This window comes from Actinomadura sp. NPDC000929, from assembly GCF_040492065.1.
In the GTDB taxonomy this organism is placed as follows: domain Bacteria; phylum Actinomycetota; class Actinomycetes; order Streptosporangiales; family Streptosporangiaceae; genus Spirillospora; species Spirillospora verrucosospora.
In genome coordinates, this window is record NZ_JBEUPA010000085.1 from 1 (window position 1) to 12,481 (window position 12,481).

Genomic DNA, 12,481 nt, shown 5'->3' on the forward strand with positions numbered 1-12,481 from the left:
GACTCGGGGCCGGGTGTTCTCCGATAGCACGCAAAGCTTTGCATAGTGTCGCCCGGAGCGGCCGGCGCGGCGCTGCTGGCGAGCGCGGACCTCATCGCGCTGCACCTGCCGGTCGCGGTGCCGGTCGGCGTCGTCACCGGCGTCCTCGGCGGCGTGTACCTGGCTTGGCTGCTGTCGGTGTCCGGGCGGCGTTGACGGAGCCGATCATCGCAATTAGGTTAGCCTTACCTAAGTTGAGAGGAGTTCCGTGCTGACCTGGGATGAGCTCCACGCCGCGCTGGCCGAGGTGCTGGGCGAGCGCGCGGAGGCGGACGACAACCTCATCGAGCTGGGCATGGACTCGATCCGGCTCATGCAGCTCACCGGCCGGCTCCGGCGCCGCGGCGTCGAGATCCGCTTCGCCGAGCTGGCCGAACGCCCGACGCTCTCCGGTTGGTGGGAACTGCTCGCCGAGAAGGGCCAGGTGGAGGCGTCGGCAGGGCCCGCCCTCGAAGCAGGCGCGGACGCCGTCGAGGCCGCCGTCGAACCCGACGAGCCCTTCGCGCTGGCGCTGATGCAGCACGCGTACTGGATCGGCCGCGACTCCGGGCAGGAGCTCGGGTCCGTCGCGGCCCACCTGTACGTCGAACTGGACGGGCGCGCGATCGACCCGTCCCGCTTCGAGTCGGCCGTGGGCGCCCTGGTGCGGCGCCATCCGATGCTGCGCGCGGCCGTCCGCGACGACGGGACGCAGCAGATCCTGCCCGAACGTCCCGGTCCGCTCGTCACCGTCCACGACCTGCGCTCGTCGGACGACCCGGACGCCGAGCTGGAGCGCGTCCGGGACGAGATGTCGCGGCAGCGGCTCCCCATCGAGGACGGCCGCGTCTTCGACGCCCGGCTCAGCCTCCTCCCGGGCGGCGCGGCGCGCCTCCACCTGGACGTCGACATGGTCGCCGCCGACGCGATGAGCTACCGCGTCATGCTGGCCGACCTCGCCGCCCTGTACGAGGGCGAGACCCTCGCGCCGATCCGCTACGGCTACGCCCGCTACCTCGCCGAGGACCCCCGCGCGCAGGCCCGCGCCGCCGACCGCCGCTGGTGGGCCGGCCGCCTCGCCGACCTTCCCGGCCCGCCCGAGCTGCCGGTCGTCGCGGAGCCGGGGGACCGCGTCGAGCGCAGGCACCACTGGCTGCCGCCGGACGCCAAGGACCGCTTCATCGCCCGCGCCCACGCCGAGGGCGTCACCCCCGCCATGGCGCTCGCGGCGGTGTTCGCCGAGGTGATCGGCGCCTGGTCGGCGACGCCGCGGTTCCTGCTCAACCTGCCGCTGTTCCACCGCGAGCCCGTCCACCCCGACGTCGACAAGGTCGTCGGCGACTTCACCGGATCCATCATGCTGGAGGCCGACCTCACCGAGGACCTCCCGTTCGCCGGGCGGGCCCGCGCGCTCCAGGCGAACCTGCACACGGCCGGCGCGCACAGCGACTACTCGGGGCTGGAGGTGCTGCGGGACCTGTCGCGGCTGCGCGGGGAGCAGGTGCTCGCCCCGATCGTCTACACCAGCGCCCTCAACCTCGGCGAGCTGTTCGGCGACCGCGTCCGCGAGCTGTTCGGCGAACCCGGATGGATCATCTCGCAGGGGCCGCAGGTGCTGCTGGACGCGCAGGTGACCGAGGTGTCCGGCGGCCTGCTGCTGAACTGGGACGTGCGCCTGCCCGCGTTCCCGGACGGCGTCGCGGAGGCGATGTTCGACGCCTACACCGCCGCGGTCACCCGGCTCGGCGCGCCCGGCGCCGACTGGGACGCGCCCCTCGCCGTCGCCGCCGCGCCCGACCGGCTCCGCGTCCGGCACGGGCTGAACGCCACGCCCGCGCCGCCGCCGCGCACGCTGACCGAGGGCTTCTTCGCGCACGCCGCGCGCCGCCCGGACGCCCCGGCCCTGCACTGGGGCGACGGCGGGACGATGACCTATGGCGAGCTCGCCGGCCGCGCCCTGCGGATCGCGTCGGCGCTGGCGGCCGGAGGCGTCCGCCCCGGCGACCGCGTCTCGATCGAGCTTCCGAAGGGACCCGGCCAGGCCGCCGCCGCGCTCGGGGTGCTCGCGGCCGGCGCCGCCTACGTCCCGATCGGCCCGGAGCAGCCGGAGGCGCGGCGGGCGAGGATCCGCGCGAGCGCCGGCGTCGCCGCCTCGCTCACGCCGGACGGTGTCGCCGAGGCCGACCCGCTGCCCGGACCGGTCGCGGTGCGCCCCGACCAGGCCGCCTACGTGCTGTTCACCTCCGGTTCGACGGGCGAGCCCAAGGGCGTGGAGGTCTCGCACGGCGCGGCGATGAACACCATCGGCGACCTCGTCGAGCGGTTCGCCATCGGGCGGGACGACGTCACGTTCGCCGTGTCGGCGCTCGACTTCGACCTGTCGGTGTTCGACCTGTTCGCCGCCTGGCACGCGGGCGGCGCGGTCGTCGTCCCGGACGAGGACGAGCGGCGCGACGCCGCCCGGTGGAGCGGACTGGTGCGGCGCTGGTCGGTGACCGTGCTGAACTGCGTCCCGTCCGTCCTGGAGATGCTGCTGCGCGCGGGGCGGGCGGAGAGCCTGCGGCTCGTCCTGCTCGGCGGCGACTGGGTGGGGACGCACCTTCCCGGCCTGCTCCGGGAGCGCGCCCCCGGCTGCCGCTTCGTGGCGCTCGGCGGCACGACCGAGACGGCGATCCACTCGACAGTGCAGGAGGTCGCGGGCGACGTCCCCGCCGACTGGCACGCCGTCCCCTACGGGGTGCCGCTGCGCGGGGTCGCGTGCCGGGTGGTGGACGAGCGGGGCCGCGACCGCCCCGACTGGGCCACCGGAGAGCTGTGGATCGGCGGCGCCGGCGTCGCGGACGGCTACGTCGGCGACCCGGCCCGGACCGCCGACCGGTTCGTCCTCTGGGAGGGCACGCGCTGGTACCGGACCGGCGACCTGGCCCGCTACCGCCCCGACGGGACCATCGAGTTCCTCGGCCGCCGCGACCACCAGGTCAAGGTGCGCGGATTCCGGATCGAGCTCGGCGAGGTCGAGGCCGCGCTGCGCGGCCATCCCGCCGTGGAGCGCGCCGTCGCGCTCCTCGCCGGCGGCCGCCTCGCCGCCGCCGTGGCGGCGCCCGGCGGGACCGGCCGGGACGCCGTGCTCGCCCGCGCCCGCGACCTGCTGCCCCCGCACATGGTCCCGGAACTGCTCGTGCGCGTGGACGAGCTGCCGCTCACCGCGAACGGCAAGGTCGACCGCAAGGCGCTCGCGGCCCTGGCCGCCGCCGAGGCCGGTGAGGCGACCGCGCCCTACGCCGAGCCCGCGACGTCACTGGAGAAGGTGCTGGCCCGGATCGTCGCCGAGGTGCTGGGGAGGGAGCGCGTCGGCGCGGACGCCGACTTCTTCGCCCTCGGCGGCGACTCCGTCCTCGCCACCACCGTGCTCGCGCGGCTGCGGGAGGCGCTCGACACGACGGCGCTGCCCGTCCGCGTCCTGTTCGCCGAGCGGACGGTCGCGCGGATCTGCCGCCGGTTCACCGAGCTGGAGGAGACGCCGGGACGGCTGGAGTCCGTCGCCGCCATCTGGCTGGAGGTCGAGGCCATGACCGAGGAGGAGCTGACCGCGCGCCTCGGGTGAGCCGCGGGTCAGCCGGGCTCGGGCTCCGGCCGCAGCGTCGCGGTCCGGAGCCCGGTGAGGGTCAGCGCCAGCGCCAGGGCGAGGACGGCGCTGACCGTCCCGTACAGGACGATGGCGGCGCCCGGGGCGAGGTAGCGGCCGAGCGCCCCGGCGCCGAGCGAGCCGATCGCGCCGCCGCCCGTCTCCTGCGCCGACCACAGCGCGTTCACCCGTCCGAGGTGCGAGTCGGGAGTGTGGGACTGGATCAGCCCGTACCGCAGGATCTCCTCGATCGACTGGACGAACCCGTACCCGAACAGGATCGCGACGGCGAGCGCCGGGTGACGGGCCAGACCGAGACACGCGAGCGCGGCGAAGCCGGAGACGGACGCGACGAGCAGCGCCAGGCCGGGTGCCCTGGCCTGTCCGACCCAGCCGCTCGTCAGGGACGCCAGCACCGCGCCGCACGCGGGCGCCGCGAACAGCAGCCCGACCGTGGTCGCGCCTCCGTCCAGGCTCCGGGTCGCGAACGCCGGCATCAGGACGGGGATGCCGCCCGCGACCATGAACAGCAGGCCGAGGAGCATCAGCGAGCCGACGACCCGATGCGAGGCGACGAAGCGGAACCCGTCCCAGACGGCCTTCAGCGGATTGGCGTCCGCCTGCTCCTGCGCGGCGGGCTGGAGGCGCGGCAGCCCGGTCAGCAGCGCGAGCGTGCCGAGCGTCCCCGCGGCCGCGGCCGCGTAGTTCCAGCCCACGCCGAACGCCGACACCACGAGCCCGCCGAGCGCGGGGGACGCCATCGACCCGAGCCGGACGGTCAGCGCGTTGAGCGCCCCCGCCGCGACGAGCTTGTCGGGCGCGACCAGCGCGGGCGTCGCGGCCAGCAGCGCGGTGATGCTGACGCCGGTCATCAGCCCGTCCCATGCCGCCAGCGCGTACAGGGCCGCCAGCGAGGGGGAGGGCAGGAACGCGTTGAGCGCCAGCAGGACGAACCCGATCCCGGCCGCCGCGCGCGCCCGCAGCATCAGGCGCCGCCGGTCGTGCCGGTCGGCCAGGACCCCGCCCCACAGGAACCCGGCGAGGAGCGCGAACCCCTCGGCGGCCGAGACCCCGCCCACGTGCACGGTGGACCCGGTGAGGTCGTACACCTGCACCGGGAGGGCCACGGCCAGCATGCCGATCCCGAAGACCGAGACGGTGCGGGCGATGAACACGTTGCGGAACGGCCTGCTGTCGCGCAGCGGCCCGACGTCGATGACCAGTCGCCGGAGCATCCTCGGGCTTCTCCTCTGCCGATCGAGTGACTAAGGTTAGCCTAGCCTTAGTTGATCGTGAGGAAAGAGGAGCCGTGCAGCGGACGCTGATGAACGGGAAGATCCACCGGGCGACCGTCACCCAGGCGGACCTGCACTACGTGGGCTCGCTGACGATCGACGCCGACCTGATGGCCGCGGCCGACATCGTGGAGGGCGAGCAGGTCCACCTCGTCGACATCGACAACGGCGCCCGCCTGGTCACCTACGCCATCACCGGCGAGGCCGGCAGCGGGGTCATCGGCGTCAACGGCGCGGCGGCCCGCCTCGTCCAGCCCGGCGACATGGTGATCATCATCACCTACGCCGGCGTGGAGGACCCCTCCCGGCACGAGCCCCGCGTCGTCCACGTCGACGCCGCGAACCGCGTCGTCGCCCTCGGCTCCGACCCGTCCGAGCCGGTCCCCGGCGCCCCCGCCCAGCTCGCCGGGCGGTGACCGTGGACGGCCTCACCCCCTGGCCCGCCGACCTCGAAGCCCGCTACACGGCCGAGGGCTACTGGACCGACCGCCTCCTCGGCGACGTCCTGCGCGGCGACCCGTCCGCCACCGCCCTCGTCGCAGGGGACGACCGCTTCACCTACGCCGACCTGGACGCCCGTGCCGCCCGCACCGCCGCCGGCCTCCTCGCCCTCGGCCTCCGCCGCGGCGACCGCGTGCTCGTCCAGCTCCCGAACACCGCGGGCTTCGTCGTCGCGTTCCTCGCCCTCGTCCGCATCGGCGCCGCGCCCGTGCTGGCGCTCCCCGCGCACCGCGAGAGCGAGATCCGCTACCTCTGCGAGCTCTCCGAGGCCCGCGCCTACGTCTGCGCCGACCGCGACGGCGACTTCGACTACCGCGAGCTGGCGCGAACGCTCCCCGTGGAGCACGTCGTCGTCGAGGGCGACGCCGAGGAGTTCACCCCTCTGGCCTCCGTCGACGCCGATCCGGTGGCGGCCCCCGTCCCCGATCCGTCCGACGTGGGCGTCTTCCTCCTTTCGGGCGGCACCACCGGCCTCCCGAAACTGATCCCCCGGACGCACCGCGACTACGTCTACAACCTGGAGGCCAGCGCCGACCTGTGCGGCTTCGACCGCGGCACCGTCTACCTGGTCGTCCTCCCGGCCGCGCACAACTTCGCCCTGGCCTGCCCCGGAATCCTCGGCGTCTTCGCCACGGGCGGCACGGTCGTCCTGTCGCCCTCCGGGTCCCCGGACGAGGCGTTCCCCCTCATCGAGCGCGAGCGCGCCACCGTCTGCGCGGTCGTCCCGCCGATCGCCCTCCTCTGGCTGGACGCCGTGACCTGGTCGGACGAGGACGTCTCGTCCCTGCGCCTGCTCCAGGTGGGCGGCGCCAAGCTCGCCGCGGAGCGCGCCGCCGAGATCCCGGACGCCCTGGGCTGCCAGGTCCAGCAGGTCTTCGGCATGGCCGAGGGCCTCCTCAACTACACCCGCCTGGACGACCCGCGCGACCTGATCGAACGGACGCAGGGCCGCCCCCTCTCCCCGGCCGACGAGATCCGCGTCGTGGACGAGGACGGCAAGCGGGTGGCTCCGGGCGAAGTGGGCGAACTCCTCACCCGGGGCCCGTACACCCTGCGCGGCTACTACCGCGCCCCCGAGCACAACGCCCGCTCCTTCACCCCGGACGGCTTCTACCGCACGGGCGACCTGGTCAGAGAGCTGCCCTCCGGGCACCTCATCGTCGAAGGCCGTGAGAAGGACCAGATCAACCGGGGCGGCGACAAGGTCTCCGCCGAGGAGCTGGAGAGCCACCTCCTCGCCCACCCGGCGGTGCACGACGCGGCCGTGGTCGGCGTCCCCGACCCGGTCATGGGAGAGCGCACCTGCGCCTTCCTGATCATCAGGGAGGGGGAGAGGGCGCCCGGCCTGCGCGAGGTGAAGGACTTCCTCCGCGTGCGGGGCGTCGCCGCCTACAAGCACCCCGACCGCCTGGAGACGGCCGCCGTGTTCCCCCGGACGCCGGTCGGCAAGATCAGCAAGAAGGCGCTCGCCGCCCGCCTCCGATGAGACCGCCACCGGTTCGCCGCCCGGCGTTCACCGTTTCCCGCGAACACCGCCGGAGGTCTCGGCATCCTAATAGACAATTATGTCTATTAGACTTGGGAGACGTCTGTGGCACCCGATCCGCTGGGACCCGGTGATCCGACGAGGCTCGGCGACTACCTCCTCGCGGGGCGTCTCGGCGCCGGCGGCCAGGGCGTCGTGTACGAGGCGTACGGGCCGGACGGCGCGCGGGTCGCGGTCAAGACGCTCCACGGCGACTACTCCGCACGGCACCGCGACCTGTTCGTCCGCGAGGTCGAGGCGGTGCGGCGCGTCGCGCAGTTCTGCACGGCGCGCGTCCTCGCCGTCGACCTGGACAACGCCGTCCCCTACGTCGTCAGCGAGTACGTCGCGGGCCCGACCCTCCAGCAGGCGGTCGACGAGGACGGCCCCTACAAGCCCGACGACCTCTACAGGCTGGCGGTCGGGATCGCGACCGCGCTGACCACCGTGCACCGGGCGGGCGTCGTCCACCGCGACCTGAAACCCGCGAACGTGCTGCTGGGACCGGACGGTCCCCGCGTCATCGACTTCGGCATCGCCCGCACCGAGGACATGTCCCAGAGCGCGACCGGAATGAAGGGGACGCCCCGGTACATGGCGCCCGAGGTGTTCCAGGGGAAGAGTCCCGGGCCCGCCGTCGACGTCTGGGCCTGGGGCGCCACGATCCTGTTCGCGGCGTCCGGCCGCACCCCGTTCAGCGGCGAGTCCCTGCCCAAGCTGATGCACTCCGTGCTGACCACCGAACCGGACACCGCGACGGTCCCCGAGCGGCTGAGGCCCATGGTCGAGGCCGCGCTGGCCAAGGACCCGGAACGGCGTCCCGACGCCCCGGGCCTCCTGCTCGACCTGCTCGGCGGGCGCCCCGACGCGGACCTCCTGGAGCAGGGCGAGCGGGAGGCCCGCGCCGTCCGCATGCCCAAGGCCGCGTCTCCGCCGCTGGGCGAGCGCGCCGAAGAGGTGATGCGGAGCCTCGGCCCGGAGGCGCAGCAGGCCGTCCCGCAGCTCCTGCTGCGGATGGCGGCGGCCGAAGACGACCTCGTCCGCCCGGCGGCCCGCGCCGAGTTCGGCGACGGCCGCACGCCGGAGCCGGTCATCGACGCCGTCCTTTCGGCGTTCACCCAGGCGGGGCTGCTCGCCTGGGACGGGCAGCGCGTCACCCTCGCCTCCCCGGCGCTGCTGCGCGCATGGCCGCGGCTGCGCGACTGGGCCGCCGCCGAACGGCCGGGCCTGGAGGTCCACCAGGAACTCGCCGAGGGAGCGCGGCTGTGGGACGCGCACGGACGCAAGTCCGGCGACGTCCTCCAGGGGACCCGGCTCGAACGCGCGATGACCTGGGCCGTCGGCGGCGGCCGCGCCCTGCGCCCGAACACGCTGGAGCAGGCTTTCCTGGACGCCGGGCGCGCGTCCGTCCGCCGCCGCTCCACGCTGCGGACGGCGGTCTCCGGCGTCCTCGCCGTCCTGCTGCTGGCGACGCTCGTCGCGGGCGTGGCCGTCTTCCAGCAGAGCCGCACCGTCGCACGGCAGCGCGACGACGCGGAGGCCCGCCGCCTCGCGGCCGTGGCGATGGCCACCCGCAAGAGCGCCCCGAGAACCGCCCGCCGCCTGGCCGTCGCCGCCGGCGCCCTCTCCAACACCAAGGAGACCAGGGAGGCGCTGGTCGCTCTTCGCTACCAGTGGGAGAGCGACGTCTTCATCCCGCCCGGCGTGAGCGCCACGACCCGGCGCCAGCCGTCGCCGGGCGGCCGCGTCCTCGCCGTCGTGGACGGCGGAAAGGCCAGTGTCTGGAACATCGACACCCACGCCAGACTGCACGCCTTCACCATCACCGGCGCCGACACCCTCGATCTCGTCGTCACCGACGACGCGCGCACCATGATCACCTGGGCGGGCGACGGGACGGCCCGCGTCTGGGACACCACGTCCGGCAAGGAACGCGGCAGGCTCCCCGTCGGCCGGGCCGGCACCGACGCGAAGATCTTCGACGGGATCGACCTGAGCCCGTCCGGGCACCTCCTGCTCGCCGGCAACCGCGACGCCCGCACCGTCTGGGACCTGCGGACCCTCCGGCAGGTCCCGCTGAGCTGGACGCGCCCGAAGGACGGCGCCGAGATCCTCACGGCCGACGCGGGCGACCAGCTCGTCGCGGGCGTCACGCCCGAGGGCACGGTGCACGTCGACCAGCTGGCGGCCAAGGCGACGATCGCGCTGCCCCGCCTCAACAAGGCGCTCAAGGGGAGATACGCCAGCGCGGCCAGACTGAGCCCGGACGGCTCGCTGCTCGCCGTCGCCGCCACCCCGGCCACGGGCAGGAAGGCAGAGATCCTGCTCTGGAAGCTGGGCGCGGACGAGCAGTACCTGAGGCTCGGACCCGCGAACTCCTACTCCTCCCTGGCCTTCAGCGAGGACGGCGGATACCTGGCGCAGGCCAGGACCATGTGGCGGCTCAAGGGCGGCGGCGTCGCCCCGTCCGCACCCGCCGAACCCATGATCCGGTACGCGCCGAACGCGGACTGCGCCCTGGTCCGGATCGTGGAGAAGCGGGCGCTGCGCTGCATCGAACCGGCGACCGGCCAGGTCTCGTCCCTCGACATCAGCACCTTCCTGAGCACCCAGGTCGTCCAGGGAGGCAGTCTGGTCCAGAACGCGACCATCTCCGCGGACGCCTCGACCATGGCGTACCGCGGCGGAGGCTCGGTGCACTTCTGGGACGTCCGGCGCAGGCGTGCCGTCGACCGGGGATTCAACCTCTCGTCCGACTACCTGTACTCCGGGAACGGCAACGACCTCGCCCTCAGCGCCGATGGGAGGCGACTCGCCGTCTACAAGAACGCCCGCACGGTCACCGTCACCGACGCCGAGAAGTTCGCGAAGCTCGGCGATGTGACGCTGCCCCGGCCCGCCGACAGGATCCAGGCCATGGCCATGTCCCCGGACGGCCGCGGCCTGGCCCTCCTGGTCCGCCGCGGCACTGCGGGAGAACTCCAGTTCTGGGACGCGAAGACGTTCCGGCTGATCCGCGCGCTGGCGTCCTCAGCCGACACCTTCGTCAAACGCATCGTCTTCCGCCCGGACGGCAAGGCCCTCATGACGGACGGCAAGTCCGGCATGATCGAGTACCCGTCCGGCCGCGTCCTGGCCAGAACCGAGGACACCTTCCTCAACACCCTTCTCACCATGAGCCGCGACGGCCGGACGATCGTGAGCGCCGAGGGAACCGAGGCGGACCAGAAAGTCCTCCTCACCGACGGCAGGACACTCCGTTCACGCGGCCTGATCCTGCGCGGCCACAAGAGCTACGTCACGACCGCCGCGATCTCCCCGGACGGCACCCTTCTCGCCACCGGCGACGAACTGGGCCAGATCCGCTTGTGGGAGATCGAATCCGGCCGCCCCTACGCCCTGCCCCTGACCGGCCACCAGACGGAGATCGGCGCCCTGGCCTTCTCCTCGGACGGCAGGACCCTCACGAGCGCCGCCGAAGCCGGCACCGTCCTCACCCACGACCTGGCCCCCGCCCTGACCAGGGCGGCCCTCTGCCGGAACACCTCCGGCGGCCTGACAAAGAAGGAGTGGAAACAGAACCTCCCCACCCTCGACTACCGCCCCACCTGCCCCCGCTGAGGGCCAAATGATCAGAGGGCGGTGGCTGCACCGCCCCCTGATCGCCGGCCCCCCTCAAGACGGTTCGGCATGTGCTGTTCCTGGAGCCGGACGTGCGGGTACGGAGTTGAAGCAGGTCTACCTCCCGACCCCACAACCAACCGATCTACGGGAGCGGAACATGGGCCTCATCCACATAGAGCTGTTCGCAACGCTCGACCTCGTTGCCCAGTCACCCGGCGGCCCCGACGAGGATCCGGTGGGGTTCCCGTTCGGCGGGTGGCAGGCGCCCTTGATGGACGAGGCCGCCGGCGCACAGGTCGTCGCCGCGTACGAGGGCACGGACGCCCTCCTGCTCGGTCGGCGGACGTACGAGATCTTCGCCGCCTACTGGCCGCACCAGAGAGGCGAGGACAACGAGATCGCCGCGCTCTTCAACAGCGTCCCGAAGTACGTGGCCTCCCGAGGCAGGCCGGACCTCTCCTGGGCCGACTCCACGCAGCTCGGCCCGGACCTGGCCGGCGCGGTCCGCGAGATCCGTGACCGGCACGAGCACGTGAAGGTCGTCGGGAGCCTGAACCTGGTGCAGACCCTTCTGCGCGAGAAGCTCTTCGACCGCCTCGACCTCTGGGTGTACCCGATCGTGCTCGGCGTCGGGAAGAAGGTCTTCGACGGTGGGGCGGTACCCATGAACGTCACCCTCCTCGAACCGCCGGCAGCCGCCCCGAACGGCACCGTGTACCTGCGCTACGGCCTGGCCGACGGGACGCCCGAGACGGGCGACATGACCGTCCCCGACCGCGGGGTCTGAGCCGCCTCCTCGCCCGTCGGGGGTGGTGGGCGCTCTCGCCGTCGCCGTCGATCGCAGCGGAGGCCGAGAGCTCCGTCTCGCCGAACGGCGGGGAGGTGGACCTCCCCGCCGTCAGATCACGCAGACCCGGACTTCCGGATCTGGATCTTCGTCGCCCCGCAGGAGGCGATGAGGATCAGGACGATCGCCCCCAGCCCCAAGAGGCCGGGAACGGTTTGTGCCACGAGCATGCCCACCGCGGTTCCCAGAAGGTTCCGCAGCGGTAGGAGCATCGCGTTGGTGGACGCCAGGAGACCGTGCTCATAGGCCTTCACCAGAACGACGCCGCTGAACAGCGCACCGAAGACCGCGCTGACCGCACAGAGCAGCAAGTACGGCCAACGGCCGGCGGTCATGCCCTCCCAGCCGCCTTCCAGAGTCCACGCGCCCACCGCGAGGATGCCGAGGGCGGGAAAACCACAAAGGGTGTTGGCCTTTGCCTTGATCTCCCCATCGAGCATCTCCAGCCGCTTCTGGGAGTAGGCGTACGTGGCCGCCGTGGCGGTCAGGACGCCGATACCCGGAATCCAGCTGGGAATCTGCTGGCCCAGGACATGGACCCCCGGTGCGGCGTCCGAAAAGAAGTTCCCGCCCGAGCCGCCGACGGTATCCCTTGTGAGGGCCCATGTCCCCAGTACCGCGAGAACCGGCCACAAGGCGGTCGAGTAGGTCTTCTGCCGGATGTCCTGGTAGACATCGCCGCCGAGCGTGAAGACCACGGTGAACAAGAACGACAGCGGTTGCATGACCTCCAGCCGAACCCATCGAAGAACGAACTGGAACGACATGTTGTTCGCTCCCAGAGCGGCGCCCAGCAGAAGGGCCTGCTTCCAGACGGCCCAACGGCACCACAACGACGGCCGAAAGAAGTACCAGAAGACCGCCGTCCCGAAGATGACGGAGACAAGCGCCGCCGTCACCGGTCCGACATGCTTGGTAACGCCGATGGCTACCAGGAGACAGCCGTTGAGAGCACCCACTGAATTGGCGAATACCGCCATCGTGAGCGCCTTTCTGTCCGCGCCGTGGAGGTCGCTTGTCAGCGACCGCCAACACCTGCGAAACGC

General features: G+C 72.9%; 8 protein-coding genes. 6 read left to right on the top strand and 2 right to left on the bottom strand.

The window, feature by feature from the left end:
- Positions 1–45 precede the first annotated feature (45 nt).
- Together ABWI04_RS26065 and ABWI04_RS26070 are read left to right on the top strand one after the other, a co-directional pair.
- Positions 46–195, top strand: coding sequence for a hypothetical protein (locus ABWI04_RS26065; RefSeq protein ID WP_353834098.1), 150 nt, complete (start codon positions 46–48; stop codon positions 193–195).
- 52 nt (positions 196–247) lie between these two features.
- Entirely contained in the window at positions 248–3,622 is a 3,375-nt protein-coding gene (locus ABWI04_RS26070) for a non-ribosomal peptide synthetase (RefSeq protein ID WP_353834087.1), read from the top strand.
- An 8-nt stretch (positions 3,623–3,630) separates the two neighbouring features.
- On the opposite strand, the gene entS is transcribed toward ABWI04_RS26070, so the two are convergent.
- Complete coding sequence (entS, locus tag ABWI04_RS26075) at positions 3,631–4,878, bottom strand: enterobactin transporter EntS (protein WP_353834088.1); 1,248 nt, start codon at positions 4,876–4,878, stop codon at positions 3,631–3,633.
- A 74-nt stretch (positions 4,879–4,952) separates the two neighbouring features.
- Here entS and panD point away from each other — a divergent pair, with 74 nt between their 5' ends.
- The 4 genes from panD to ABWI04_RS26095 all read left to right on the top strand — a co-directional run bounded on the left by panD (position 4,953) and on the right by ABWI04_RS26095 (position 11,375).
- Positions 4,953–5,354 (top strand): aspartate 1-decarboxylase, encoded by a 402-nt coding sequence (panD, locus tag ABWI04_RS26080; RefSeq protein WP_345176184.1) that lies wholly within the window; start codon positions 4,953–4,955, stop codon positions 5,352–5,354.
- Between the two features lie 2 nt (positions 5,355–5,356).
- The gene (locus ABWI04_RS26085; protein WP_502913165.1) at positions 5,357–6,925 is read left to right on the top strand and encodes a (2,3-dihydroxybenzoyl)adenylate synthase; all 1,569 of its coding nucleotides are present in this window, start codon (positions 5,357–5,359) and stop codon (positions 6,923–6,925) included.
- Between the two features lie 105 nt (positions 6,926–7,030).
- Positions 7,031–10,585 (top strand): serine/threonine-protein kinase, encoded by a 3,555-nt coding sequence (locus ABWI04_RS26090; protein WP_353834090.1) that lies wholly within the window; start codon positions 7,031–7,033, stop codon positions 10,583–10,585.
- Between the two features lie 160 nt (positions 10,586–10,745).
- Positions 10,746–11,375, top strand: a complete 630-nt coding sequence (locus ABWI04_RS26095; protein ID WP_353834091.1) for a dihydrofolate reductase family protein — start codon at positions 10,746–10,748, stop codon at positions 11,373–11,375.
- A 116-nt stretch (positions 11,376–11,491) separates the two neighbouring features.
- Here the strand turns inward: ABWI04_RS26095 and ABWI04_RS26100 are convergent, their stop codons facing one another.
- Positions 11,492–12,415 (bottom strand): hypothetical protein, encoded by a 924-nt coding sequence (locus ABWI04_RS26100; RefSeq protein WP_345176176.1) that lies wholly within the window; start codon positions 12,413–12,415, stop codon positions 11,492–11,494.
- Positions 12,416–12,481: the final 66 nt, after the last annotated feature.